This is a genomic window from Mucilaginibacter sp. UYCu711 (assembly GCF_050433825.1).
Classification (GTDB): domain Bacteria; phylum Bacteroidota; class Bacteroidia; order Sphingobacteriales; family Sphingobacteriaceae; genus Mucilaginibacter.
In genome coordinates this window covers 1-26,343 of sequence record NZ_JBNPWM010000016.1, presented here as the reverse complement: position 1 = coordinate 26,343, position 26,343 = coordinate 1, and the positions used below count along the sequence as shown (strand labels likewise).

Genomic DNA, 26,343 nt, shown 5'->3' with positions numbered 1-26,343 from the left:
GGTAATTGTAACATTAAACTGATCGCTATGGACTTCACGCTAGTCATTAAATCACCCACATGATGGGCTTTGTAATCTATTGATACAAAGCAGTATGCCCTCAAGCAGGGCCAATTTTCATTATTTTCTTAATTAATATTAATATGAAACACAGTTTACTCATAATATTCTTGCTGTTTGCATTGGGCATAACCAATGTATCGGCGCAAAACAAAACCGTTACAGGCACGGTAACAGGTGCCGATGACGGGCAATCAATCCCTGGCGTTTCTGTAACGATACAGGGTACAGGCGTTGGCACACAAACGGATGTGCAGGGCCGCTATTCTATTAACATACCTGCCGGCGCTCAATCATTAACTTTTAGTTATGTAGGGTATACCAGCCAAATAGTTCAGGTTGGTTCACAATCTGTAATCAACGTAAAACTGGTGCAGGACAGTAAAGCTTTAAGCGAAGTAGTAGTAACCGCCCTTGGTATTGAAAGGGATAAACGATCTTTAAATTACGCTGTACAGGAAATTAAAGGCAGCCAGCTTGCAAATAGGGGTGAACCTAACATTTTAAACTTATTACAGGGAAAAGTTGCCGGGGTGCAAATTACCGGTGCCAGCGGCAGCGCGGGTGCATCAACTAATATCAACATACGTGGTATACACTCGTTTACCGGGGGTAACCAACCTTTATTTGTTGTTGATGGTGTACCTATAAGTAATGATGTTGATCGTACAAACGGCGGATCATTAGGTACCAATGGCGATAACCAGCCATCAAACCGGGCGCTGGATATTAACCCGGATAACATTGAATCTGTAAACGTACTTAAAGGAGCCGCAGCAGCTGCCCTTTATGGTTCAAGAGCATCCAATGGTGTTATTGTGGTTACCACAAAAAAAGGAGGCAATGCCAATAAAAAAGCAGAGGTAACTTTTTCATCTACTTACGAGGCGCAAAAAGTTTACGGGCTACCCGAGTTTCAAACTGATTATGGCCAGGGTACTTTAGGTGCTTATTTATCAACTTCGGCCAACTCATGGGGGCCTAAGTTTGGTTCAACGCCGTCTACTTTAAACGGGTTGATTACTGCTGCCGGTGCCACCGTGCCTTACCAGCTGTATGCTGATAACATTAAGAATTTTTTTAAAACAGGTAACCTGTTAGCTAATACCGTTAATATATCAAATGGCGATAAGGATAGAAACTTTTCTATATCATTAGGAAACACCAGGCAAAACGGTATTTTACCCAATACCGACTTAAATCGTACCAACGTTCAGTTTAACATGAATACGGTTTTGGCCAATAAATTAAGAGCCGGCGCGTCTATAGCATATAGTAATACCGCCAATAAGGGCGTATTAGGTGGTAACGGAAGCAGCGCGATAGGGTCGTTATTTGTACCGCGAAGCTATGACCTGCAAGGCCTGCCTTATAAAGATGCCAATGGCAGAAACGTGTTTTATGCCCCGGGAGTAGATAATCCATATTTCGATGCTTACGAGAACCCGCTAACCAGTAAAGTAGATCGTTTAATAGGTAATATAAACGCCAACTATGATATTTTACCATGGTTAAACATCAGCTATCGTTTAGGTATGGATACCTATTTCGATCGCAGGAAACAAATATTTGCTATTTCATCGGCACGTGTACCTGCCGGCCAGGTTTTGCAGGATGATTTCTTTAGAAGTGAGATCAACAGCGACCTTATTGTTAGGGCAAGTAAGAAAAATTTATTCCTTGATAATTTTAATGCCTCGATTTTAGTAGGGCAGAACATTAATCAGCGTAAATTCCAGAACACTACCCTGCAAGGTGATAATTTAACCATACCTGGTTTTTATAACGCGAGCAATGCAACTGTTTTCACCAACGGATCCGGAGAAGCCAATAACGTACGCAGATTGTTAGGCATCTATGGACAATTATCTGTTGACTATAATAGCTACTTGTTTTTAGAGTTGACTGGTCGCCAGGATCAATCATCAACACTTCCTATTGGAAACAATACCTATTTTTACCCGGCAGCAAGTTTAGGCTTTGTATTTACCGATGCGTTTAAAATTAATTCGCCTATTTTATCTTATGGAAAGTTACGGGCAAGTATAGCAAAAGTAGGTAAAGATGCTGATCCGTATTTATTAAAGTCTGTATATGTTACTGCCGGTTACGGTAATAACACCGCATTAATGACCTTCCCATTGAATGGCGTATCAGGCTTTACAACAAGCTCGCGTATTGGTAGTAATACGCTTACGCCCGAGTTTACAACGTCATATGAGTTTGGTACAAACCTGGGCTTCTTTAACAACGCTGTATCAATAGACTTTACTTACTTTAACTCAAAAAGTAAAAACCAGATCATTGATGTTGCTATACCAACATCAACAGGTTACAATACCTTTACTACTAACGTAGGTCAGTTAAATAATAGCGGTTTCGAAGCGTTAATCTCGGCTACGCCGGTTTCAACACCCAGCTTTAAATGGGATATCAGCTTAAACTATACCCGAACCCGTAATAAAGTTATTTCAATTGCGCCTGGTATAACCAGCTTCCCTATACCGGGTAGCAAGTTTTCAGGCACCATACCATCAATTAATGTTAACGAGCCTTATGGTATCATACTGGGTAATAAAAACCCAACCAGTCCCGATGGCCAGTTTATCATCAATCCGGCAACGGGTACTTTTGCACCAGCATTAGCCAGCCAGAAAATTGCTAATCCAAACCCAGACTACTTAGCAGGGATTACCAATACTTTTAATTACAAGGGCCTGGTTTTATCATTCTTGTTTGATACACAGCAAGGTGGCGATATCGTATCCTTCTCGGCAGCAACGTACCGTGGCCGTGGATTGTTAAAGGAACAAGCTATTGACCGCGAGCAACCGCGTATTTTACCGGGTGTTATACAACAAGCCGATGGGTCTTTCAAACCCAATAATATCCAGGTATCAGCACAAACTTACTGGCAATCATTTGGTACACAAACAGATGTGAGTGTTTTTGATGCTACTGTTTACCGTTTAAGGGAGATCTCTTTAGGCTACTCGATACCTAAAAATCTGTTGACTAAACTGCCATTTGGTAGTATAACATTCTCTTTAGTTGGCAGAAACCTGTGGTTCAAAGCACCTAATAGCCCTATCGACCCGGAAGTTAATACAGCAGGAGCAAGCAACATCAGGGGACTGGAATTGCAGAGCGCCCCAAACAGCAGGAGTTATGGATTTAATTTGAGGTTTACGCTTTAAAAATTAAGGATTTAAGATTATGAAAATTAAAATAGTAACAATAAGCATGATGGCCGCAATTATTTTGATGGCCCCTGCATGCAAGAAATATTTAGATGTTAACGATACGCCTAACAACCCGTTAGTGGTTCCGCCGGCAACGCAATTGCCTAATACAGAGGTAGCAATAGCCTGGACAAACTCTAACGAGTTAAACAGGGCAGCTGATGTTATAGTACAACACAATGCAGGTTTGGGCAATAACCCGGCAGCTTATGATATTTATAACGTTCGTGGCCCAATGGACAATCAATGGGACTTTGAAATTTATAACGGCGCTGTTAGCGCATGCGTTAACCTGATCAAACAAACCCAGGAAACCAGCCCGGTTTATGCAGGAATAGCAAAAATTGAACTGGCTTACGCTATATCGGTAGCTACCGATCTTTGGGGTGATGTTCCTTATTCGCAAGCCGGCCAGGGCCTTACTTTCCCCCAGCCACGGTTTGATAAACAGGAAGACATATACCAGGGAAACGCCGCATTAGGTATAACAAGTTTGTTTGACCTGGTAAAAAGCGGTATAGCTGATCTTGCAAAACCCAGCGCTTTAGTACCTGGTACAGATGATTTGGTATACAAAGGCGATCTGGCTAAATGGGCGCGCGCGGGTAATACCCTGTTGCTAAAATTTGCTATGCAAATATCAAATGTAAACCCAACGCTGAGTAAACAGGTTATAAGCGATGTTATTACCGGCAATAACTATATCAACAGTACTGCACAGGATTTTGAAGTTCCGTTTGGTACAAATGTGGGTAATCAAAATGCTATATATGCTTATAATAATATAAACCGTCCTAACGATCAAATGCTAAGCACCCGCTTTTTAACGCTGATGAATAACCTTGCCGACCCGCGTTTAGGTAAGTTTTACACCAGCCCGGCAGGAACCTTTACTTCGTATGATAATGGCGCCACTATCCCTGCCCCGGCAGCAGCAACACGCTCAAAATATAACACTTATATAACCGGCGCCAGCGGCGAGGCCCCTATAAGGTTGGTAACCAACTATCAGCGTGCGTTTATTCTGGCCGAGGCTGCCCTGGTGTTAGCTACACCGGGTGATGCACAGGCATTGTATACCGAAGGTATCACGCAATCAATGTTAAAAACGGGCATAACACAGGCCGCTGTTACAACTTATTTAACGGCAAACCCAACGGTGGCTATCTTAACAGGATCAACAGAAGCAAAGCGCCAGCAGATCATCACCCAAAAATATATATCATTTGTGGGGAATGGCATCGAGGCATATAATGATTACCGAAGAACGGGTTACCCGGTTTTGGCATTAGCATTAAACGCGCAAGGCGACGACCCCAATAGCATACCTAAACGGTTTCCTTACACAGGTAATGAAATACAAAGGAATCCAAATGTGCCAACACCACAGCCTTTAACCAATGTTAAGGTTTGGTGGGGCAAGTAGTCAGGTTAATTTTAAAAAAGGAAAACATGAAGAATAACATAAAATATCTGTTGATTAGCTTAGTTGCTGTAGCGCTAATGCAATCATGCAAAAAGTCCGGCTTTAATGGGTTAACCGATAACCGTCCGGCAATACCTGTAACGGTAACCAACGCTAAGGATTATCGGCCAGACCCAACTGTGTTTGCGTCGAGAGCTACCGGTGCAATTACCATTACGTTGTCTATCCCAGCCAGTTCTGGACGTACCATTAAGGAGATAACCCGGGTGGCTGCCAACACAACGGCAACACAAGTACAAGGCACAACCGGACTTTATAATGGTAACCCACCGGTTGCAATTGCCGGTACTGGTACAACAGTTACCTTTAATACCACGTTTGCCGACTATATTGCCAAAGCAGCTGGTACCATACCAACCGCTAACAATACCGAGCTGGCTAAGCGTTTCTACTTTTTAATTACGCTGGATAACGGCGACACCATTATCCCCGAGCCGGTAAGGGTTGTTGTGGTTCCATAATTAATACCTTATAAACTTAAATAACAAGCCCGTCCCGACAACTGTTGGGCGGGCTTTATTATTTAATATTAATAATCTAAGGTGATATCCACATATTTTGCTGAGTAGCCGAACTTTACTTTTGCGATACCAATTGTTAATAATTGGAAAAGTTAAAGTTAATTAAATAAAAGTCAGTCACGCGAGGTGGTTGACTTTTTCCTTTTTAGGCCTGGTGATATGTACTTATGAATATATCAGTCATCAATTGGGTAAAATTCTCATAAAACTCTGCTATATAAAAATTAATTTTATCCCAATAATAATCTTTTATATAACAGAATGAAAGTACTTGTTTGCACTGAGCCGGGTAACCTATCTTATACAACCAAAGAAATACCCCAACTACAGCCGGGCCATACACTGCTTAAAATTAAGCGGATAGGCATTTGCGGGACAGACCTGCACGCGTTTGATGGCACACAGCCGTATTTTACTTACCCGCGTATTTTAGGGCATGAATTAGCTGCCGAAATAGTAGCCAGCGAAGGCAGCAACGACTTTAAAGCTGGCAACCAGGTAACAGTTATCCCCTATTTAAACTGTGGTAAGTGTTTAGCTTGCCGTTCGGGGAAAACAAATTGCTGTAGTGCTATACAGGTATTAGGTGTACATACCAATGGCGGGATGGCAGAATATATACAAGTACCTACAAGGCTGCTGTTGCATTCGCAAGGGTTAAGTTTAGACGAGTTAGCGCTGGTTGAGCCCCTGGCCATTGGGGCGCATGGTGTACGCCGTGCGGATGTTAAAAAGGGTGAATATGTTTTGGTTATCGGGGCGGGGCCTATTGGGCTTGGCGCCATGGAATTTGCCCGCATTGCCGGCGGCAAAGTAATAGCTTTAGATATAAACCCGCAACGTTTAGCCTTTTGTAAAGACAGATTAAAAGTCGACCATACTATCAATGCTTTAACGGATGATGTTACGGCGCGGTTACAAGAAATTACAGGCGGCGATATGCCAACAGTGGTTATTGACGCTACGGGCAACCAAAAAGCAATAAATAATGCTTTTCAATATATGGCCCATGGTGCCCGCTTTGTGTTGATCGGCTTACAAAAAGGCGAGATAAGCTTTAGCCACCCCGAGTTTCATAAACGGGAAGCTACCTTAATGAGCAGCCGTAACGCAACCCGCGAAGATTTTGATCTTGTGATGTCAGCTATGAAAAATAAGTTGGTAGACCCCGCCAATTACATTACTCACCGGGTAAGCTTCGACGATGTTGCAACAGAATTTAAAAGCTGGCTCGACCCGGCAAACGGTGTTATTAAATGCATGGTAAGTATTAACTAACCTTTAGGCTTGGTTTACCTGTACCGGTAGTAATTAAGCTGTACAAACTGTTTTGGACATAATCTGTCCAGGCATTTGAGCAGCCACCATAACATTCAAACGCAGGCGTTAAGCCTTGTTGTGTAAAGCGAACTTCTGTTTGATTTCCCTTCCTGGTAATATCAAAAATTATCTTTGTTCCCGTCCATTCAGTTTGGTCCTTAACAAAGGTTAGCTTGCTATCTGTGATCAGCCAAACTACCTTCTCTCCCGGAATAACTTCTGTTAACTTTTGTTTTGAATAGTGCACATCCCCAAAACGGACCTCAAATTCGTCATTTAGGTTATGTGTGCCACCATCAAGGTTTTCTGTCCACCAACCTATAACATTGTTTATAGCATCAAACGCTTCTTTTGGTGATTGATCCACTAAAATACTGGTTGTAAAATCTTTATTATTCATGTTTATTTATTCTTTAGGGTTAGGTGTGCCTTTACCGTTAGTTATCAGGTTGCGTAAACTGTTTTGGATATAATCTGTCCAGGCATCAAAGCAGATCTGGTAACATTCATAAGCCGGCGTTAGGCCTTCATGCGTAAAATGCATCTGTGTTTGGTTATCTTTTTTAGAGATCTCGAAAATAATTTTTGTACCCTTCCATTCATTTTGATCTGTAATGAAATTAAAATAGTTGTCCGTGACCAACCACACTACTTTCTGCTCGGGAACAACCTCTATCAGCTTCATTTTAGTATGATGAACGTCTTTATACTTGTAGTTAAACTCATCATTTAGGTTTTGGGTGCCGCCCTCAATATTTTGTGACCACCAGCCGCGTACATTATTGATAGCATCAAACACCTCCTTTGGTGATTGGTCTACTAAAATTGTTGTGTTATAATCGGGTATTGTTTTCATCGTGCTTTTCTTTTAATAAGCTTTCCAATTTTTTCAGTTTGCTGCCCCAGAATGCGTCGTAATAAGCCAGCCATTGATGTAGTTGATCAAAGCCCTCTTTCTTTAATACACAATGCCGTTCGCGCCCTACGTCATTTATAGAGATAAAGCCCGAAGTGTGCAACACTTTAATATGTTTAGACACAGCGGGCCTGCTCATATCAAAGTTTTCGGCCAGCGAGTTGATAGTCAAACTATCTTTTGATAGCAGCTGCAATATCTGCCGACGGCTCGGGTCGGCGATAACCTGGAACACGTCAAGCCTTTGCTGTGTCATCTGTCGACGGGTTTAGCAGGTTAAGAATTTGCGAGATATGTTTTGGCCAGCCCTCGCTCATGGAGTCGAACATCGCCATAAAGGTTTCGCCTTCAAACCCGCGATGTACCAGCGATAACTCGGTGCCATTGTCTTTTTCAGTTAAAGTCCAGCTCACTACTGATTTATTTAGCGTTCCGTCACCCGGTCCAAAGTTCCATGAGTAGGAAAGTTGAGTAGGTGGCGTAACCTCTAAAACCTTGCAATGAAACACGCCGTCGAAATCCATTTCGGGCATTGCCGGTGCTTTTAGCTGAAACTCGTGCCCTTCAATAGGCAGGAAATTGCTGGGCATTAGCCATTGCGCTATCAGGTCGGCGTTGGTAATGTACTCCCATACGTCCGTCTGCGGGTTCGGGAAAAATAAATCGTGTTTAATGATCTTTGCCATATGTGTAACTTTGAAGTTACGCAAATGTATATGTAACTTCTGGGTTACGCAAATTTATTTTAATCTTTTTTTGTGTTATATACTTTTTCCTTGAGCAAGGCTATATCCTGCGCCATTTGTTTATTCTGCTTATGCAGTTTTGAGGCCACTACACTTAGGTGCAATAAATAAATAAGGATAGCAAAAATACAGGCCGTAAATACCAGGTTGGGCGCCTCGTACACGCCGAATAGCTTCGACATTACCTCTAACCCGCTTCGCCAGAAAGAAAAGATAACCAGTACCACAGTGCATACACACCATACTATGGCATATTCTTCGCGTAGCTTGCCTTTTATTATCAGCCTTGAAATATAAAGGAGGAACAGCAGGCTGGTTATTATGGTGATGATTTGGATACGGGCCATAGTTATTGGATTTTACGGATTGCAGAAAAAAGCATAGCCAAGCTAACTTTTATACAATAATACAAAGAAGCAAAATTTCTGATAGATGATTGGCCACCAACACGGCTTGCCATTATTACCGGGGTTTCTTTTATGCGAAACCCGGCTTTAGCGAAATACACTAATGATTCCGGCTCAGGGTATTCGTCAGGATAATCAACCGATGCCAGTTCAATAGCCTTTCTGTCAAACAAGCGGAAACCCGATGTGCTGTCATAAATATTTAACCCGGTAAACGCCTTGTTGAGCCAATAAAAATACCCAATACCCAGTCTGCGGGTAAACGACGATTGGAACCCTTCCTTCTCGATAAACCGTGAGCCGATAACCAGGTTGGCATTACTATTTTCATAACAGCTTAACAGCTTGACCAATTCCTTGGGCGGATGTTGGCCATCGCCATCCATTTGTACAGCCAGGTCAAAATTATATTGCGCTGCATATAATAACCCGCTTTGTACCGCACCACCTATGCCCAGATTAATGGGCAGATCAATAACCTTTATTTGCTGTTGCCGGGCGATAGCGGAAGTATCATCTGTGGAACAATCATTAACCACCACTGGGATTATTACATACCCCGGAATTTTTACCTCAATCAATTCTGCAAGCAACGCCGGTAACGATGCCTGTTCATTATAACACGGAATGATGATGAGTAATCGCTTTAGCATCAGGCAGGGGTAAAAAAAATCTGATAGTAAATCTAACTAAAAAAGGCCCGCAACAAAATTACGGGCCAAATCTATTTTTAATAGCCCCTCTCCAAAGGAGAGGGGTTGGGCTGAGGTTTATTTCCGCTTCCCATTCATTTCCACTTCCCTGGTCATTTCCATAATATCCACGGGTTGCGAGAAATCGCCAAGCAGGTGTTGTACAAAGTAATCAGCTTTACGCCAGAAGAAGTATTCGCTCATATCGCCATAAGCGTGGCGTTGGCCGGGTAACAATACATATTCAAAACGTTTGTTGGCTTTTACCAACGCGTTTATTACCCTTACGGTATTGGCCGGGTTTACGTTATTATCAATTTCGCCGGTTGATAGCATCAGGTTACCTTTAAGGTTTTTGGCGATATCAGGGTTTTTATCAATGGTGTATTGGAAGGTTGTGTCGCCTTTGGCAGTAATTACTTCCTTAATGCCGTTATGCTTCTCGCTCCACCAACTGTTGTATACCGCGTTATCGTGGTTGCCCGATTCGGATACCGCCACCTTATAAAAATCAGGATACACAAACATCGCGGCAGCACTCATAAAACCACCACCCGAGTGGCCGGTAATACCCACCCTGGTAATATCAATAAAGTTAAAGCGGTCTGCCAGTTGCTCAACTGCTGATTTTTTGTCGGCCAGGCCATAATCCCGTAAATTGCCATAGCCGTAGTTATGATACCATTTAGATCGCTCGGGGCTGCCGCCGCGGTTACCTACGCTAACAACGATAAAGCCTAACTGTGCCAATCGGTCTACATAGTTCATGCTGGCTGCGCTTACGCTGAAGCCGCTGTTTACAGCTTCAGTTTGCGGGCCGGGATAAACATATTCTATGATAGGATATTTGCGTGTCGGGTCAAAATCATAAGGCTTGTACATTACGCCGTAAAGGTCGGTAATGCCATCATCAGCCTTAATTTTAAAGGGCTCGGGGAACTTATAGCCTGTCGCCATTAACCTTGACAGGTCGGCGGTTTCAAGGTCCATTATTTTGCTGCCCGTATTATCATACAAAGCCGATTTTGGACCCGCGTTAACTCTCGAAAAGTTATCTACAAAATAGCTCGGCCCGTCATTGATATTACTGCCGTGGTTAAAGTTGCCCGGGTTTAACAGCTTAAGGCCGCTGCCATCCAGGTTGATACGGTACAGGTGCACATAGTAAGGGCTCTCGCCCGGCTCACGGCCCGATGCCGTGAAGTACAACACCCGGTTCTTCTCGTCAATACGCACAATGTCATCGCAATGGAAAGCGCCTGATGTAATGCGGTTCTTCATTTTACCGGCATCATCATACAAATAAAAATGTGCCCAGCCGTCGCGTTCGCTCCATTCAATCAACTCTTTACCGCCGCTGATCAGGCCAGGGGTCGAGATCTCTACATAAGTATTCATGCGCTCGTCAGCCTGTACGTTTATTTTGCCGGTATGTATGTCAACGTTACAAACGTCCAGTCGCTTCAAATCGCGGCCCATGCGGTAGAAATAGAACTTATCCGCAGTACCCAGCCATACATTTGGCTTAAACTCGTCGTCGCGGCTCCTGGCGGTAGCAGGGGCCTGCCATACGCCTATCGACTGGTCCTTAAATATCGATATATTCAGTTTCTTAAACGTTTTTGCGCCGAAGTCAAACAGCAACATTTCGCTGGTAGGGGTTTCTTTCTCGCCCGGCATCAGGTACTTGTAAGTTTGCAGGGTAGGGCGCGGTTCGGCAATGCTGTTTATTACCCATAGGTCCTTTACCTTGCGCTGGTCGTTACGCTCCATTACGAAGTATTTCGAGTCGGGCGACCATAGCACACCTGCCGGCCTGCGTTTCTTGTTGGCTTTTTTATCGGTAACGCTCTCGTCATCGCCGCGGCCGCTGCCATAGGCATAAAATTCAATACCGTCCTTTGTTAGCTGGTGGTCTACAATGGTGCTGTCGTCTTCGTTCTTCACGGCTTTTTTGTAGTTCTCTTTATCCATCCAGTACAGGTTAAAGTTTTTAGAGAATACAATTGCCGAACTATCCGGCGCTATTGATGCCCAGATAGGTTTTGGTTTAACCTTATTAAAATCCTTCAGCTCGGCCAGTTTATTGTTTTGCAGATCGTAGGTAAAGTAAAAGGTTTTCTTCTCCAGCGAGTCGGCAGCCTTTTTATCCTTGCGGTCCTTCTTCACCACGTCAATGGTACTTTTCAGCTCAAACTGTATTGATTTTTCGTTATTGGTGAACTTCAAGTTCTCTATGGGCAGGTGCTGCGCGTCAAAGGGGTCCTTAACAATCAGGGTTATTTCGGCAGCCAGTTTGTCGTTATCAAACATCCTTGTTTTTTTTCGCGTAGCGGGATCAACGATATACCAGCTCTTTATCTCACTGGTTTCGTACACATACCAAAAACGGTTGGTCAGCTTCAGCCAGTGCGGATCAACCGCCTGCGAGAATACCATCTTGCGCAGTTTATCGGCGTTAAATTTTGATGCCAGCATGTAGTTGCCTTTTGGCGGAGCCGAAGCCGCAACGGGTGCCTGCGCCTTAACCTGTAGCAGCACTAATGCAAACAGAACAGAGAAGTAAAATTTCTTCATATAAATTGGATAAGCGTTTTTTTGAGATCAGCAGCGAAATTATTTCACTCCCTAAAAATAGAAAAAAGAAGGTGTAAACAAAAAGCCACCAGGTGCAAGGTGGCTTTGGCATATTAACATAGCAGAGATGTTACATGGATGATTGGTTTATGATATCTGGTAAGCCGAAAATGAATGAAAATAATCTTTAAAAAACAAAATGCAATTAGGTTGCATTTAATAAATAAAAGAGTTACCTTTAATTTATAATCAACCTAAATTATTAACCGCCTTTTGGCATAAAACCTAAAGTTATGGCAGAATTAGAAACCAAACCCGCCGCTAACGGAAACAGCGGCCGTGTTAGAAGCACCAAAAAAGCAATACGGGTAGACTTGACGGCGATGGTTGACCTGGCTTTCCTGCTCATTACCTTTTTTATATTAACAACCACGCTGCAAAAGCCGAATGTTATGGCGCTTACAATGCCTGATAAAGAAGGCGACGTAGTAGGCGGCGTCCCCGAGTCGCGCACCATGACAGTACTGATAGGCGCTAATGATAAATTAGAATGGTATATAGGCTTGCCGGGTAAATCATTGACCGCGCCTGCTGTAGATGGGTTCGGCAAGAACGGGATACGTAAAGCGCTGCTTGAACAAAGCGCCCGGATAAAACGCGAGCAGGGTAAGGATATGGTGGTACTGATAAAACCCAGCGATAAATCAAACTATGCCAACGTGGTTAACCTGATGGATGAGCTAAACATCACCAATAACGAAAGACGCGCGATAGTTGATATCACCCCCGGCGAGGTTAACCTTTTAAAGCGCGATAATATTTATAACTAATTGACCCTACCTAAACCTTGAAAGCGGAGCCGCCTCAGAAATTGGGGTGGCTTTTTTATTAAAGAGAGTTGTCATTCTGAGCGGTAGCGAAGAATCTTCTAAACCATGCTTATTATCGACCTGTTAAGTGTATAAGATTCTTCGCTATGCTCAGAATGACAAATAGGGTTGCAAGTATTCTACAGCACCCCAATACCCGGCCCCGGTTGTATTTTTAGATTCTTAAGGCTTGTACGTAACGCCGCCGCTTTAGCTGGCTGGCCGCTGTTGTTGTAATAAGTAATAAGCAACGGATAAACCTTAAACAGGTAGGGGTTATAGGCGATAGCCGACTCATAATTTTTAGCTACAAAGGCGTCGTTATGACCCTCGTTTATTATGCCGAGCGTATATTGATAGTCGCTCAATAAAGCATTGTCGGTACCTGTATTTAGACCGAATGTCATATGCATCGCTTTATCGGTATCGCCCGTTGCGGCCTGCAGCCGCGCATAGCGCAGCACATCATTATTATTGCGCCCGCCACGGCCGGCAATACGAGTTGCTACCGGCAGGTACTTGGTTACCGAATCCATTTGACCAAGCGCATTATAAAACTCGGCTATTTGCAAGTCAAAACCCGGGTTACCATTGCCGCTTGATCTTAGTATGTGCTGGGCCTGTTGTAAGGTTTCAATTGCTTTAGTATATTGTTTATTGTTCGACAACGCATCGGCATATAAGGCACGGTAATTATAGTTTTGTGGTTTTTGCTCAACCAGGCGCTGTAGTGTAGCAACTTGTTCAGGATAACCCAGCTCCGATCTCAATGAGGCCACATAAGCCACCGCATCATCACGCTGATCGCGTAGGTAGGTTGATACAGTTGCGCCGTTTTTTGCATACTCATCTGCTATCGCGATAGCATCAGCTATTTGCCCGTTACGGCGGTACATATCGCGCAGCTGGCTGTTAATAGCGGCAAGTTCCTGGTAATCGTCTTCCAAATGATAAGCCTTATTTAAATGCTCCGCCTGCTGTTCAATCGCTGCTTTTTGGGTTAAGAGTTTAGCATCGTAAAGCGCGGCCACCAGGTCGGCATGGGCCACATAAGTTGGAGCATATTTAGGATTTATAGCCATGGCTTTTTCCTGCCATTGTATTGCGGCGACAAAATCTTTTTCTGCCATTTTCAACCGCGAGTAAGCCAGGTAAGTTGGCAGGTATTTGCTATCGTACATTAACGAGGTATCAAGGTAACTCGCTGCTTTTGCATTAGGCCCTCCACGCCGTCCGCCGCTTAAATTTAAATACACTTGCGCCCAGTTATCAGCCATGGCGCTTTTATCGCCGGCAAGGTAGGCACGTTGCTTTTTAACCAGCTTATCAAGAAAGGCGTACATGCCGGGGTCCTTTGTCTTTAGGTCGCTGGATGTATTCATCGATTTAAAATCCAGCGGGTGCACCTTTACCGGTTCAAAGTAAGCAGGGTATACCTGTGCGAAATACTCATGCTCGTTATTTTGCGAGTAATAATCAAGTGTGCGGTGCTCTGCCATCGCCGTATAATAATGCTTTCTTATCTGCCGTACTTCGTCATCAGTTAATACGGTTTGATGAAAAAGGTGCGTGTACTCGTGCAGCACCACATTCCGCTCTTCGTAAGCGCCGCGCTCCACATATTCCATATCGGCACAGCCACTGCCTACCCCACGGATATCCATCCATTGCCTGTTATCAAACGTGGTGGTATACCTAAAACTTGGCGAACGCATTGTAATAGCCAGATCAATATGCAACGGCGATACCCTGAACGACCTGTTCTGCTTAGACAGGAACGGGAAATAAACCGTAGCGGCGTATAATTGGTTCCAAACCATAGCTTTTGCCAGCGTACCCGGATAATAAGATACATCAGGGAAAACCTGCTCGAAGTTTTTCATATCCGTGATCTTTACATTTTGCAGTACCCTGGTTACCGAATCATAAATGGACAGGTAAGGGATCCGCTTTGATTTTATTACGGCAGATAAACCATTATGCGCCGGCCCGTAATTTTTTTTGCGTAACAGGATCTGCCTGAAAATATTTTCTGCAGAATCTAACCGAAGCTTGCGGTCCATATCAAACGCACTGTAATAAAGCGATCCGCGGTGCATCAGCGGCAATACTGATGTTGGGTATTGTTGCTGCACGGTACGCGTGTAGGCGATAGACTCATCAATTTTATTAGCGCTGAACAGGGCATCGGCTTTTTCTAATGCACGGCGTACCTCGTCATCATCCTTCTGCGCGTAATCGGCATAAGTTAGGTTGGTATGCCCATTGCCCCAATGCCAGTGCGTAGCAAAATGCAGCGGGTTAATTGCTAACGCGACTTCCCATTGCGCCGCCATGGCGTTTAACTGTGTAGCATCAACCCGGCGCCAAATAGCATAGCCATAGCTAAAACGGGCATCGGCATTATATGGGTCGATAGCTAACGATCTTTTTAAAGGCGCTTCCGCCTGCTCGGGGTGCTGATCCCAGAAATAAACGTCAGCCTCCAATTGGTAGGCCCCGGCATTCACTGCGTTTTGCTTCTCTATTTTTTTGGCGATGGCTAAGGCTTCAGGATATTTCTTTTGCAGCAATAAGGCCCGGCCCATTATCAATTCTGTAGCCTCCGACGCAGGGCTGGCTTTTAAGATATTTTTACAGGTGATAATGGCCTGCGGCAGTTTCCATGCCTGGATTTGTAATGTGGCTTTTAACTGTAAGGCCTTTAAATTATTTGGTGCGGTTTTAAGTACGGTGGTTACTTCGGTCTCGGCAGCAGGGTAATCATTATGAAGGATCAAATAATCAGCTTTCAGCAAGCGGATATCAGCGGTAACAGGCCCTGTATTGATTAATTTCCAGGCTTTATCCCATACACCCCATCGTAGCAATTGACTGATCTGTTTAACCTTTGCAGCGCCTGTTGCCGGCGGTGCGTGTAAAAGTGTGTTTTGCTGTTGTTTGAGTTTAATTAATGCAAACGCCGCACTATCCGGATCAATAGTTTGCGCGTTGGCACAAATGGTTTGTAGCAGTGCGATACAAATTAATAAGGCAGGGAATTTTTTCATTGCATTTAAAAGTAGGAAGAAGTTTTGGTTATTGATATGCCGATAAAAAAATCTGGCAGCTATTTCCGTAGCGATGGGTTTCAAACCCATCGCTATAGTAGGATTTTATAGAACAATGAAATGCCTTTTACTACTTTTGCACTAATTATGACGATGAGTGCGGCTACTGCTTTTAAACTTTTAGACCAGGATCTTTTATTGACACCCCAACGGGCTATTTACTGGCAGCAGGAAAAAGCATTAATTGCTGCGGATGTGCATTTGGGTAAGGTGGGTCATTTCCGTAAAGCAGGGATTGCTGTTCCGCGGGATATGGAGCAGGATGACCTGGCCGTATTATCCGACCTGATCCATGAATATCGCCCCGAAAAATTATTGTTCCTTGGCGACCTGTTCCACAGCGATATGAATGCCGATTGGGAGTGGTTAAGATTGTGGCGGCAACAGTTCCCTAAACTGCGCATTATCCTGATCCGTGGTAACCATGATATTGTGCACGATGATCATTATCATCAGCTAAACATAGAATTGCATTCCTCGCTTTTAATGGCGCCTTTCCTGATGCTGCACCATCCGCAAAGCGAAACAGAATTAAATGAGCTAAAAGGCTATGTACTTTGCGGGCATATCCACCCGGGCGTAAACTTAAAAGGTAAGGGCCGGCAAAGCTTAACATTGCCTTGTTTCGCGTTTGGGAAAAGGCAGGGTATCCTGCCATCCTTCGGCAGGTTTACGGGCAGGGTAGCCATCCGCAGCATAGCAACCGACCGCATTTTCGCTGTGCTTAAGGATAAAGTAATGGCTATTGCTTAATGGTCTTTAAGATATTTGGCTGCTACTATGCTTATCTCGCTCAATTGCAGATCGCGTTCTATAATATGGCCGGTGCCATCCAATAACCAATAAGTTGGCAAATTTTGGATATCCCAATTAGTGAAGTTAGGCGAATCGGTGCCTTTCAGATCAGATAACTGTGGCCAGGTTAGTTTATCATCACGCATAGAGCCTAACCACCAGTCGCGCTTTTTATCAAATGATATACTTACAATACCCAGATCATTAAAATGCATAAATAACGGCGGCGGATTTTTGAACATAGCCTGGTGGTTTAGGCGGCTTTGGAAATTGCCAGCCTTCCAAAACTCGACCAATATTAATTTTTTGTGTAGCGATTTTAAGTTGAACGGCTTACCGTCAGGCATGGTGCCGGCAATTGTTGGTGCCATTGCACCTGGTTTTAACCGGATAAGCGCTTTTAGCCTTTCGCCTATATCTTTACCTTCGTCGCTATTTTTTTGGGCTGGGCTAAACTTTTGGTAAACGTTATAATAGGCCGTAGGGTTAAGATCCATACTCATGCTTTGCATCATATGGGCCGCAATATCATTTTGAGGGTATTTATTGATATAAGCCAATAGAACCCGCCAGCTAACATCGGTTAAATCTTTCCGTTCAGTTTCGACACGATTAGATAAGGCAGTGGTGCTGTCACCCCAACCCGGAGTGGATCTGACCGCTTGTTGAAATTTCTCTTCGAGCGCCTTTACTTTTTGATTGGCATCCCAACTCATTTTCTCAAATAAAAGCTTGTAGTCTGATAATTGATTTTGGATTGGTGAATTTGATGTTACCTGCGGATAGCTGTTTAATTTCGCTTTATCTAATTTAACAGTGTATAATCCGGGTTCAAGATATAGCTCAAAACTCAGGTCATCCTCGCCCGGCCTTGAAAAGATCAGGGAGCCGTAACCGGGATAATCCAGGTGCGTTTTGGGGACATGGAACGTGCCGCCCTTTATATTAACTCCTGATATTGTTTGCCCGGAGCCGTCCTTAAGAATTATTGTAGCGTCGGTTATACCATCGGCAGTACCGTTTATCTCGATATCATTACCGGTACAGCCGGCAAATACCGAAGCAATTAAAAGCAGGAGAAAATATTTCATGGTGACAGGTAAATTGGTATCACCAAATTATAATAAAATATCCGGAAACTAAAAAATTAGTAATTAATGTTTTGACAGGTAATCAGAAATAGCCGCGCCAATTTCCACAAACTCCGGAACGCGGGCAATTATTTTTCCGTTGCCGTCCAAAAGATAATAGGTAGGAATGCTTTTAATACCCCAGGTACCGGCATTTGGCGACTCGTCGCCCTTAAGGTCCGAGATCTGTGTCCAATCCATTCTGTCGGAAGCGATGGCTTGCTCCCATTTTACCCTGTCAGTATCTAACGACACACTGATCACCCCAAACCCTTTCGAGCGTAGTTGCGGCACCATTGTTTTTAGCAGTTCTTCGTGGTTATCGCGGCTTGATCCATTGGTTGAGCGCCAAAAATCCAGCAGTATTATTTTTTTGTGCAGGGCCTTAATATCTAATGGTTTACCATCGGGTGTGGTGCCTGCAATATCGGGTGCCGGGCTTCCGGGTGCCAGCTTGGCCAAGCCTTTTAACTTTACTTCCAGCTCTTTACCGTCATCGCTGTTTTTGGCCAGCACACTAAATTTCTGGAAGATAGCGTAATAAGCAACTGGGTTATCCTGATAGGGCAAAGCCTTCATTAAATGCCCGGCTATAGCATTATCCGGGTATTTGGTCATAAACTCTTTGTAAACTGCAAACTCATCTATCTGGTTGGCCTGCAGCTGTTTTGCCTGCAACTCGCTAAGCCTGCCAATTTGCGTGGTTGATTTGATCTCGGTATCGCTTAACTGCTGCATCTGCTTCGTGATGTCAATGGCTTTATTATGTGCCTCGTGCCGGGCGGTGTCCCTGATGGCGTTAAAAGCAGATAGCTGCGTTTGTAATGGCGATGACGCGGTGATATAAGGGTAATCGTTTATTTTTTGCTGATCGATGTCGATAGAATAGGTACCCGGTTCAAGATAAACCTCGACCTCGCGGGTGCCGCCACGGGTAGCGCTTGATGCATAGATCATTTTATAGTAACCGGCATACTGTAAAAACTCTTTCAGATTAAATTTGCCGGCAGTTATATCAGCTCTGAAAACGGGGGCATTTGCCTGGTCCCTGATAATAACATTGCCAAAATTTACACCATCGGCAGTGCCGGTAATTTCAATTTGCCCGCTTTGCGAGTGTTTGCAGGCTGTAAATAACAGGACTAAAAAAACAACGCATACATATTTCATAGTGACAGGGGTATTGGTTTTTACTAAAGTAGCATATTTACCACTACAGGCAAATGTACGTTCAAAATTTTACAGTAAAAACACATTCCTTTAGATTGTTTCTAAATAGCTAATTGACCGCTATTTAATAAAATGCATTTCTATCTTTTGGTATTTAATAAATACTTTTGCCTAAATTTTCATTTACAATAAAATAATGAGCGAAATTAAACAAACCTTTAACTCATCGCTGGGCAAAAAGCTTATAATGGCTTTAACAGGCTTGTTTTTGTGTACATTCATCATTGTACACGTAGGCGGTAACCTGTTCCTGTTTAAAAACGACGACGGTTATGGTTTTAACGTTTATGCCAACTTCCTTACGCATTTCCCGCCGATAGAGGTTATAGCTTACCTGCTGTACTTCTCTATCCTGTTACACGCGTTTTACGGATTGGTAGTAACCATTAACAACCGCAAGGCAAGGCCGGTAGCTTATGCATCGGCAACAAAATCGCCGGCATCATGGTCGTCAAAAAATATGGGCCTGCTTGGGGCTATCCTGTTTTTCTTCGTCGTGGTACACATGAAAGATTTTTGGTATAACTACAAGTTTACCCATAATGTTGGCTATAAAGAGTACCGTACCGATGTGTTAAGCAACGTAACCACGGTTACCGACTTTACACCCACCGACCCAAATTTCGAACATTCATCAACCACCGAAGGTAATATAGAAATTGTTAGGGTTAAGGACATCCACGCGTTGGTTTCAACCAGTTTCCATAACGTATGGTATTTGATATTGTATGTTATTGCAATGGGTACATTATCATTCCACCTGCTGCATGGTTTCCAAAGCGCATTCCAGACATTAGGGTGGACGCATAGAAAATACAGCCCGGTGGTTAAGTTTATCGGCACCTGGTTCTTCGCGGTTATTATCCCCGCGGCCTTTGCCCTGATGCCGATAGTGTATTATTTTTTTAAATAGTGAGTTAAATATGATTTACGAATTACGACTTCAGATTTACGAATTGATCCAATTCAAAAAACTAAATCGTAACTCTTAAATCTAAAATCGTAAATAAAAGAAATGAGTTTAGATGCTAAAATTCCGCAGGGCCCATTAGCCGAAAAATGGAGCAAGCATAAATTTAACTTAAAGCTGGTTAACCCGGCCAACAAGCGTAAATACGACATTATAGTTGTAGGAACGGGTTTGGCAGGTGCGTCGGCTGCTGCGTCGTTAGGCGAGCTGGGTTATAACGTAAAAGCGTTTTGTTTCCAGGATAGCCCGCGCCGTGCGCACTCTATTGCTGCACAGGGTGGTATTAACGCTGCTAAAAATTACCAAAACGACGGCGACAGTGTTTACCGCCTGTTTTACGATACCATTAAAGGGGGAGATTACCGCGCCCGCGAAGGCAACGTTTATCGTTTGGCCGAAGTATCTGTAAATATCATAGACCAATGCGTTGCACAAGGTGTACCATTTGCCCGCGAATACGGCGGCTTGCTGGATAACCGTTCATTCGGTGGCTCCCAAGTGTCGCGTACGTTTTATGCGAGGGGCCAAACGGGACAACAATTATTATTAGGCGCTTATTCGGCATTAAACCGCCAGATCCATAAAGGCAAAGTTAAAATGTACACCCGCAGCGAAATGCTGGATGTGGTTACAGTTGACGGCCAGGCAAAAGGTATCATAACCCGTAACTTGATAACCGGCGAGATAGATACACATACCGGCCACGCGGTATTGTTATGTACCGGCGGTTATGGTAACGTGTTTTACTTGTCGACAAACGCCATCGGATCAAACGTTACAGCAGCCTGGCGCGCACATAAACGCGGTGCCTTTTTTGCTAACCCTTGTTATACCCAAATCCACCCAACCTGTATCCCGGTATCGGGCGATCACCAGAGCAAGCTAACGCTGATGTCTGAATCGTTACGTAACGACGGACGTGTTTGGGCGCCAAAAACTACAGAGACTGCCGAGAAACTACGCACTAAACAAATCACAGCCGCGCAGGTTGCAGAGGACGACCGCGATTATTTCTTAGAGCGTAAATACCCATCATTTGGTAACCTTGTTCCGCGCGACGTGGCATCACGTAACGCTAAAGAAATGGTTGACGATGGCCGTGGTGTAGGTGCATCAGGCTTTGCCGTGTTCCTTGACTTTGCCGACGCGATAAACCGCCTTGGCCAGCCAGCTGTAGCTGCAAAATATGGTAACCTGTTTGATATGTACTATCAAATTACCAACGAGGACCCATACACCCAGCCAATGCGTATTTACCCTGCCGTGCATTATACCATGGGCGGCCTTTGGGTTGATTATAACTTAAGCACCAACGTACCGGGCCTTTATGCTTTGGGCGAGTGTAACTTCAGCGACCACGGTGCAAACCGTTTAGGTGCCTCGGCATTGATGCAGGGGTTGGCTGATGGTTATTTTGTTATCCCATATACTTTAGGCGATTATTTAGCCACCATCGGCCCGAAACCGGTTGATGCCAGCCACCCCGCGTTCGCGCAAACTAAAAAGGATGTTACGGATAGGATAGCGACATTACTGGCGCTTAAAGGCACTAAAACGGTAAACGAATACCACCGCGACCTTGGCCACATTATGTGGGAATATTGCGGAATGGCGCGTACTGCCGAAGGCCTGACCAAAGCCAAAGGATTGATACAAGCTTTAAAGGCTGAGTTCTGGAAAAACGCTTTAGTAGTTGGCGCGAATGATGAAGTAAATGCTTCGTTAGAAAGAGCCGGGCGCGTTGCCGATTTCATTGAATTAGGTGAGCTGATGGTTGACGACGCGTTGATGCGTAGTGAATCATGCGGCGGCCACTTCCGTTTAGAGTCGCAAACTCCGGAAGGCGAAGCAATGCGTAATGATGAGGTATTCTCGTTCGTTGGTGCATGGCAATACAAAGGCGAGAATCAGCCGGAGGAACTACATAAAGAGAATTTAGATTTTGAATTTGTTCACCCAACACAAAGGAGTTACAAATAATGAGCGGTAATATGAACTTGACACTAAAGGTGTGGAGACAGAAAGATGCCAATTCTGCTGGCAAAATGGTAACATACCCAGCCGAGAATATCTCGCCGGATATGTCATTCCTGGAAATGCTGGATGTGGTGAATGAGGGCCTTACCTTAAAAGGTGATGAGCCTATCCATTTCGACCATGATTGCCGCGAAGGTATTTGCGGTATGTGCTCGTTATATATTAACGGACGCCCGCATGGCCCTAAGCGCGCCATAACCACTTGCCAGCTGCATATGCGCAGCTTCCATGATGGCGAAACGATCACCATTGAGCCATGGCGCGCGGCGGCGTTCCCGGTTATAAAGGACCTGGCGGTTGACCGTGCGGCGTTCGACAGGATCCAGCAGGCCGGCGGTTACGTATCGGTAAATACCGGTGGTGTGCCCGATGCCAATATTATCCCTATCCCTAAAGTAATTGCCGACGAGGCTTTCAACTCGGCCACCTGTATAGGTTGCGGCGCTTGCGTGGCAGCTTGTAAAAACGCTTCGGCTATGCTGTTTGTATCGGCTAAGGTATCGCAATTGGGTATGTTGCCACAGGGCCAGCCCGAGCGCTACAGCCGTGTACAAGCCATGGTAGCCCAAATGGACGAAGAAGGGTTTGGTAACTGTACCAACACCGGTGCCTGCGAAGCAGAATGCCCTAAAGAAATTACGCTGACCAATATATCACGCATGAACAACGACTTCTTCAGCGCTAAACTATTCCACGAGGAAAGCGTGCATGGCGGTGATGGCGGCGAATAATATTTAAGACTCACAATGATTGGAAAAGGCTCCTGATATATCGGGGGCCTTTTTTTGTGCTGTAATTACACTACCGCATATTCGTCCGGAGTCATAAACTTCTGACAACGGTGGGCCCCATGCAACATTCTAAAAATTCCATTGTCTTTTAATCCCGACCGGCGGTTCAGTTAACGCGGGTTATTATTGTTAAACCGTAAATAAGTTAAAGCACAATGAAGCCGACGTTTAAGAAACACGCTATTCTTATTGCATCAATATTAATGCTGGGCATAACCGCACCAATGGTAAACGCCCAAAATGCACCCGCACCATCTGTTACCAACTACGCCTTCTTCACGCGCGAAATTAACGTAGCGCAATATGCCGGTAAAAAAATGCGCCTAACGGCTTTTGTTAAAGTATCAGGTTCAGATTCCGCGGAGTGTAACATAATCACCCTGGTTAAGAAAAAGGATAACAGCCCCGGCTTCCGGAATGACTTTCATGCTAATATGATCAAACGTAAAACCTGGCAGCAAGCTACGGTTGAAGGACCGTTAGATGCTACAGCAAAGACATTACAGTTAGGCGGCTATTGTAAAAATAACGGGAGTTTCTTTTTTGATGATTTTAATTTAAGCGTTGAAACAAGTGCCGGCAAGTACGAAAAGTTGGCCCTGCCAAACGGTGGCTTTGAAAATGCCGACCTGTCGCCATGGGTGGCCGGTACACCATCTGCCCCAATGAATTTTGACGGGGTTAGCTTTCAGCAGGACCAAAAGGATGCAGCAATAGGAAAAGGCGCTCTCAGGATAGACGCAAATCACGTAGACTATGGCAAAAATGATAGCGCCGGTGGTTATGCTGATGTTAACGGTATAAAACTGTATTACGAGGTATACGGGCAAGGCAAACCTTTATTGTTGCTGCATGGTAATGGTGGTTCTATCAAGGGGCATTCGGCACGCATAAGTTATTTTAAGCAGTTTTATAAAGTAATTGCTGTTGATAGCCGCGCACAGGGCAGGTCAGGCGACGCAAATCAAGAACTTACCTATGACCTGATGACGGATGATATAAATAAGCTTTTGAATGTATTACATATAGACTCGGCTTATATCTGGGGACAAAGCGATGGTGGTATCATCGGCCTGATTTTAGCGATGGAACATCCGGACAAAGTAAGAAAACTGGCAACCTGGGGCGCTAATATCCAGGCTGACAGTACTGCCTTACTACCAGAAATATACCGCGGTGTGGTTGATGCTTCTAAAAACAGCACCGACCCCAAAGCAAAAAAGTTAAACATGCTGATGGCGAAATATCCAAACATCGCCTTTGCTAAACTAAATAAGATCTCGGTTCCGGCAATGATCATGTCGGGCGATAGGGATGCAATCCAGCTTACCCACACGCTTGAGATATATAAGCATCTACCCCACGGCCAATTGTTTATTATGCCCGGCGCAACGCATTATGGCGCTTACGAAAGTCCTAACCTGTTTAACCAGGTGCTAAAGGAGTTTTTTGACAAGCAATCTAAATAAGTTACAAACTTCGGACTACGTCGTATAGTGGGTTGGAGACTGCAGGCATCTCCGTGTGTGCCGACAAGAAAGAATGACAGCATCCGAACCCTTGACCTCCGGCATCAGCATGCTTATTTGGCTTTGCGTAAACTTATCATTACTACGCCATGCTGGTTAACATCAGCTTTAAACTCTCCGTTAAAAGTACCAAGGTCCTTTTGTCGCCATAAGTCACGCACGATGTATTTGCCGGTTAGTTTTAGGTCGGCCCAGTTTAAAGTGATTTGTTGTTTTCCATTATCGCCCAGGTTAAACATACCGGCAGCTATTGTGCCATCTTCTGTAGTTTTGGCCATTATACCGTTGTCGCCTTGTTTGGATATTACCGTTGCTTGCTTACCGGCGGTATCCTGGTTAACGGCTAATACTTCGTCATTGGTTAATAAACTCAAAGTAAAGTCATCCAACTTGGTCAAATCGCAACCCAATAATAACGGTACCGACATCAGGCACCAGGCACTAACGTGGGTGTATTGCTCATCGGGTGTAAGATTAGTTGAGTGCAGATCTTTGCCCCACCCTAAGTAGCCCACTATCATCATGTCTGGGTCGTTCCAATGGCCCGGCTTTTCATATGGCGCCCATTTGTCCTGCGTAAAGATCCTGCTTTTTAAGCTCGGCCAGCTATCTCTTATATCGCCGCCCGTGCGCCATGTATTTGATACGGTAGATAAGTCGGCAATAGTAGCAAAAGGCGTGGAGTTTGAAAGACTGTAAACAATATCCCGGCCGCTGTTGCGCAAGGCGTCAAACATCTTTTTGGTTTCCGGCATTTCAATGGGGTTCCAGTCGTATTTCAGATAATCTATGTCCCAGGCGGCCCATTGCTTTACATCATTATCAACAAACTGATAGGTGCCAATGGCATAAGGCATTAGTTTTTTATTACGTGGCACTACAACCGGGGTCTTTTCAAAGGTCCCCTCGGAATTATTTGCCGAACCGCCAATATGGTGCCCGTATGATTCGACCCACGGTGTAGAGTAGATCCCAATTTTTAAACCCATGCCATGAATTTCATTGCTTGCCCGCTGCATATCAGGGAAAGTTGCCAGGTTGGGTTGTATGGCATGAAACGGACCGCCGCGTTCGCCCTGCCAAACATCGTCAATGTTCATATAGCTCCAGCCATGATCAATTAAACCCGAGCTTACCATTGCTTTGGCGTTGGCCAGCAGCAATTCCTGGGTTACGTTTGAAGCATAAACATTCCAGCTGTTCCAGCCCATTGGCGGTGTCAAAGCAATATCTTCGCCTGCAACCAGTTTAAAATTACGCTTGGCACTACCTGCCGGGTTTTTAGCTATAAACACCAGGTTATAGGTGCCGGCTTTGCTAACAGAACCGGATAACCTGCCGGTTGTCGCGTCTAATTTCACCCCGGCGGGCAAACCCGTAGCCGAAATTTTTATAGGGCGGGTACCGGTTACAGGCACAGTAAAAACAATAGGGTGCCCCGGCCTTACACCAAATATTTTAGGGCCGTTAATGCGCGGTGCCCGCCCGGTTTTAGGCGTTAAAATATAAGCCGAGTTATCTGCCGGAGTAGTAACAGTAGTTTGCGCTTTTACTGTCAGCACGCATAGTAATATACCAGCGCTTAATTTTAATATTTTGAATGTCATACGCTTAATTTAATAATCTATAGATCCGGCACCGCCCGATACTGTAGTACACGTTATTTGGCCAGGCTTCCTTTTACTTCAATTTTTATAACCGATGCGATAGCGTCGGGTGCCTGGGCGGGGACATTAATTATTAAATCGTCCTTATCAGCTAAAGTTGTTAATGCTGTGCCATTTGCCAACAATATTGCGCTAACAAGTTTATTCTTTAACCCCGGTACATTAAGCTTACCATCGGCAGGCCATTTAAAAACCGACAGGTATAAAATGGTGTTATCGCCGTTTACTTTTTTGGTGCAACGCCCCCA

General features: G+C 44.4%; 21 protein-coding genes and 1 pseudogene. 10 read left to right on the top strand and 12 right to left on the bottom strand.

Going from position 1 to position 26,343, the window contains the following annotated elements:
- Positions 1-143 precede the first annotated feature (143 nt).
- The 4 genes from ABIB50_RS25570 to ABIB50_RS25555 all read left to right on the top strand — a co-directional run bounded on the left by ABIB50_RS25570 (position 144) and on the right by ABIB50_RS25555 (position 6,587).
- Positions 144-3,257: a SusC/RagA family TonB-linked outer membrane protein gene (locus ABIB50_RS25570; protein ID WP_429384644.1), complete on the top strand. Its 3,114-nt coding sequence runs from the start codon at positions 144-146 to the stop codon at positions 3,255-3,257.
- 19 nt (positions 3,258-3,276) lie between these two features.
- Positions 3,277-4,728, top strand: a complete 1,452-nt coding sequence (locus ABIB50_RS25565; protein ID WP_429384642.1) for a SusD/RagB family nutrient-binding outer membrane lipoprotein — start codon at positions 3,277-3,279, stop codon at positions 4,726-4,728.
- Positions 4,729-4,754: 26 nt separating this feature from the next.
- Positions 4,755-5,249: a hypothetical protein gene (locus ABIB50_RS25560; RefSeq protein ID WP_429384640.1), complete on the top strand. Its 495-nt coding sequence runs from the start codon at positions 4,755-4,757 to the stop codon at positions 5,247-5,249.
- 321 nt (positions 5,250-5,570) lie between these two features.
- Complete coding sequence (locus tag ABIB50_RS25555; protein ID WP_429384638.1) at positions 5,571-6,587, top strand: zinc-binding alcohol dehydrogenase family protein; 1,017 nt, start codon at positions 5,571-5,573, stop codon at positions 6,585-6,587.
- Here the strand turns inward: ABIB50_RS25555 and ABIB50_RS25550 are convergent.
- The 7 genes from ABIB50_RS25550 to ABIB50_RS25520 all read right to left on the bottom strand — a co-directional run bounded on the left by ABIB50_RS25550 (position 6,580) and on the right by ABIB50_RS25520 (position 11,967).
- Positions 6,580-7,029: an SRPBCC family protein gene (locus tag ABIB50_RS25550; protein WP_429384636.1), complete on the bottom strand. Its 450-nt coding sequence runs from the start codon at positions 7,027-7,029 to the stop codon at positions 6,580-6,582. The two genes, ABIB50_RS25555 and ABIB50_RS25550, sit on opposite strands and share 8 nt — an antisense overlap.
- A gap of 6 nt (positions 7,030-7,035) precedes the next feature.
- A complete protein-coding gene (locus ABIB50_RS25545; protein WP_429384633.1) occupies positions 7,036-7,485 on the bottom strand; it encodes an SRPBCC family protein in 450 nt (149 codons plus the stop codon).
- Positions 7,463-7,801, bottom strand: a complete 339-nt coding sequence (locus ABIB50_RS25540; protein ID WP_429384631.1) for an ArsR/SmtB family transcription factor — start codon at positions 7,799-7,801, stop codon at positions 7,463-7,465. Before ABIB50_RS25540 ends, ABIB50_RS25545 begins: the two co-directional genes overlap by 23 nt.
- Positions 7,782-8,231, bottom strand: coding sequence for an SRPBCC family protein (locus tag ABIB50_RS25535; RefSeq protein ID WP_429384629.1), 450 nt, complete (start codon positions 8,229-8,231; stop codon positions 7,782-7,784). Before ABIB50_RS25535 ends, ABIB50_RS25540 begins: the two co-directional genes overlap by 20 nt.
- Positions 8,232-8,290: 59 nt before the next feature.
- Positions 8,291-8,638, bottom strand: coding sequence for a DUF2304 domain-containing protein (locus tag ABIB50_RS25530; protein ID WP_429384627.1), 348 nt, complete (start codon positions 8,636-8,638; stop codon positions 8,291-8,293).
- A 2-nt stretch (positions 8,639-8,640) separates the two neighbouring features.
- Positions 8,641-9,351 (bottom strand): glycosyltransferase family 2 protein, encoded by a 711-nt coding sequence (locus ABIB50_RS25525; protein ID WP_429384624.1) that lies wholly within the window; start codon positions 9,349-9,351, stop codon positions 8,641-8,643.
- A 117-nt stretch (positions 9,352-9,468) separates the two neighbouring features.
- Positions 9,469-11,967: a DPP IV N-terminal domain-containing protein gene (locus tag ABIB50_RS25520; RefSeq protein ID WP_429384622.1), complete on the bottom strand. Its 2,499-nt coding sequence runs from the start codon at positions 11,965-11,967 to the stop codon at positions 9,469-9,471.
- Positions 11,968-12,260: 293 nt separating this feature from the next.
- Here ABIB50_RS25520 and ABIB50_RS25515 point away from each other — a divergent pair, with 293 nt between their 5' ends.
- Positions 12,261-12,797 carry an ExbD/TolR family protein gene (locus tag ABIB50_RS25515; protein WP_429384620.1) on the top strand — a complete coding sequence of 179 codons (537 nt, stop codon included), beginning with the start codon at positions 12,261-12,263 and terminating at the stop codon, positions 12,795-12,797.
- A 179-nt stretch (positions 12,798-12,976) separates the two neighbouring features.
- Here ABIB50_RS25515 and ABIB50_RS25510 read toward each other — a convergent pair whose 3' ends face one another.
- Positions 12,977-15,886: a hypothetical protein gene (locus ABIB50_RS25510; RefSeq protein ID WP_429384618.1), complete on the bottom strand. Its 2,910-nt coding sequence runs from the start codon at positions 15,884-15,886 to the stop codon at positions 12,977-12,979.
- A gap of 120 nt (positions 15,887-16,006) precedes the next feature.
- On the opposite strand from ABIB50_RS25510, the gene pdeM reads away from it, so the two are divergent.
- A complete protein-coding gene (gene pdeM, locus ABIB50_RS25505; protein WP_429384616.1) occupies positions 16,007-16,699 on the top strand; it encodes a ligase-associated DNA damage response endonuclease PdeM in 693 nt (230 codons plus the stop codon).
- Here pdeM and ABIB50_RS25500 read toward each other — a convergent pair.
- Positions 16,696-17,832, bottom strand: coding sequence for a TlpA family protein disulfide reductase (locus tag ABIB50_RS25500; RefSeq protein ID WP_429384614.1), 1,137 nt, complete (start codon positions 17,830-17,832; stop codon positions 16,696-16,698). The genes pdeM and ABIB50_RS25500 overlap by 4 nt on opposite strands.
- 63 nt (positions 17,833-17,895) lie before the next feature.
- Positions 17,896-19,041 carry a TlpA family protein disulfide reductase gene (locus ABIB50_RS25495; protein WP_429384612.1) on the bottom strand — a complete coding sequence of 382 codons (1,146 nt, stop codon included), beginning with the start codon at positions 19,039-19,041 and terminating at the stop codon, positions 17,896-17,898.
- Between the two features lie 196 nt (positions 19,042-19,237).
- On the opposite strand from ABIB50_RS25495, the gene ABIB50_RS25490 reads away from it, so the two are divergent.
- From ABIB50_RS25490 to ABIB50_RS25475, 4 genes are all read left to right on the top strand, one after another.
- Entirely contained in the window at positions 19,238-20,014 is a 777-nt protein-coding gene (locus ABIB50_RS25490; protein ID WP_429384610.1) for a succinate dehydrogenase cytochrome b subunit, read from the top strand.
- Positions 20,015-20,116: 102 nt separating this feature from the next.
- Positions 20,117-22,051: a fumarate reductase/succinate dehydrogenase flavoprotein subunit gene (locus ABIB50_RS25485; RefSeq protein ID WP_429384608.1), complete on the top strand. Its 1,935-nt coding sequence runs from the start codon at positions 20,117-20,119 to the stop codon at positions 22,049-22,051.
- Positions 22,051-22,839: a succinate dehydrogenase/fumarate reductase iron-sulfur subunit gene (locus tag ABIB50_RS25480; RefSeq protein ID WP_429384606.1), complete on the top strand. Its 789-nt coding sequence runs from the start codon at positions 22,051-22,053 to the stop codon at positions 22,837-22,839. Before ABIB50_RS25485 ends, ABIB50_RS25480 begins: the two co-directional genes overlap by 1 nt.
- A gap of 215 nt (positions 22,840-23,054) precedes the next feature.
- Positions 23,055-24,368: an alpha/beta fold hydrolase gene (locus tag ABIB50_RS25475; RefSeq protein WP_429384604.1), complete on the top strand. Its 1,314-nt coding sequence runs from the start codon at positions 23,055-23,057 to the stop codon at positions 24,366-24,368.
- A gap of 113 nt (positions 24,369-24,481) precedes the next feature.
- On the opposite strand, the gene ABIB50_RS25470 is transcribed toward ABIB50_RS25475, so the two are convergent.
- Positions 24,482-26,035, bottom strand: coding sequence for a putative Ig domain-containing protein (locus ABIB50_RS25470; RefSeq protein WP_429384602.1), 1,554 nt, complete (start codon positions 26,033-26,035; stop codon positions 24,482-24,484).
- A gap of 53 nt (positions 26,036-26,088) precedes the next feature.
- Positions 26,089-26,343: pseudogene (locus tag ABIB50_RS25465) on the bottom strand (alpha-L-fucosidase); the annotation flags it as partial.

Bases quoted from the DNA above. Each gene is read 5' to 3' on its own strand.
- ABIB50_RS25565 (WP_429384642.1), top strand. From the start codon at position 3,277: ATGAAAATTAAAATAGTAACAATAAGCATGATGGCCGCAATTATTTTG.
- ABIB50_RS25545 (WP_429384633.1), bottom strand. From the start codon at position 7,485: ATGAAAACAATACCCGATTATAACACAACAATTTTAGTAGACCAATCA.
- ABIB50_RS25485 (WP_429384608.1), top strand. From the start codon at position 20,117: ATGAGTTTAGATGCTAAAATTCCGCAGGGCCCATTAGCCGAAAAATGG.
- ABIB50_RS25480 (WP_429384606.1), top strand. From the start codon at position 22,051: ATGAGCGGTAATATGAACTTGACACTAAAGGTGTGGAGACAGAAAGAT.
- ABIB50_RS25550 (WP_429384636.1), bottom strand. From the start codon at position 7,029: ATGAATAATAAAGATTTTACAACCAGTATTTTAGTGGATCAATCACCA.
- ABIB50_RS25490 (WP_429384610.1), top strand. From the start codon at position 19,238: ATGAGCGAAATTAAACAAACCTTTAACTCATCGCTGGGCAAAAAGCTT.
- ABIB50_RS25500 (WP_429384614.1), bottom strand. From the start codon at position 17,832: ATGAAATATTTTCTCCTGCTTTTAATTGCTTCGGTATTTGCCGGCTGT.
- ABIB50_RS25475 (WP_429384604.1), top strand. From the start codon at position 23,055: ATGAAGCCGACGTTTAAGAAACACGCTATTCTTATTGCATCAATATTA.
- ABIB50_RS25495 (WP_429384612.1), bottom strand. From the start codon at position 19,041: ATGAAATATGTATGCGTTGTTTTTTTAGTCCTGTTATTTACAGCCTGC.
- ABIB50_RS25515 (WP_429384620.1), top strand. From the start codon at position 12,261: ATGGCAGAATTAGAAACCAAACCCGCCGCTAACGGAAACAGCGGCCGT.
- ABIB50_RS25525 (WP_429384624.1), bottom strand. From the start codon at position 9,351: ATGCTAAAGCGATTACTCATCATCATTCCGTGTTATAATGAACAGGCA.
- pdeM (WP_429384616.1), top strand. From the start codon at position 16,007: ATGCCTTTTACTACTTTTGCACTAATTATGACGATGAGTGCGGCTACT.
- ABIB50_RS25470 (WP_429384602.1), bottom strand. From the start codon at position 26,035: ATGACATTCAAAATATTAAAATTAAGCGCTGGTATATTACTATGCGTG.
- ABIB50_RS25530 (WP_429384627.1), bottom strand. From the start codon at position 8,638: ATGGCCCGTATCCAAATCATCACCATAATAACCAGCCTGCTGTTCCTC.
- ABIB50_RS25560 (WP_429384640.1), top strand. From the start codon at position 4,755: ATGAAGAATAACATAAAATATCTGTTGATTAGCTTAGTTGCTGTAGCG.
- ABIB50_RS25540 (WP_429384631.1), bottom strand. From the start codon at position 7,801: ATGACACAGCAAAGGCTTGACGTGTTCCAGGTTATCGCCGACCCGAGC.
- ABIB50_RS25555 (WP_429384638.1), top strand. From the start codon at position 5,571: ATGAAAGTACTTGTTTGCACTGAGCCGGGTAACCTATCTTATACAACC.
- ABIB50_RS25570 (WP_429384644.1), top strand. From the start codon at position 144: ATGAAACACAGTTTACTCATAATATTCTTGCTGTTTGCATTGGGCATA.
- ABIB50_RS25520 (WP_429384622.1), bottom strand. From the start codon at position 11,967: ATGAAGAAATTTTACTTCTCTGTTCTGTTTGCATTAGTGCTGCTACAG.
- ABIB50_RS25510 (WP_429384618.1), bottom strand. From the start codon at position 15,886: ATGAAAAAATTCCCTGCCTTATTAATTTGTATCGCACTGCTACAAACC.
- ABIB50_RS25535 (WP_429384629.1), bottom strand. From the start codon at position 8,231: ATGGCAAAGATCATTAAACACGATTTATTTTTCCCGAACCCGCAGACG.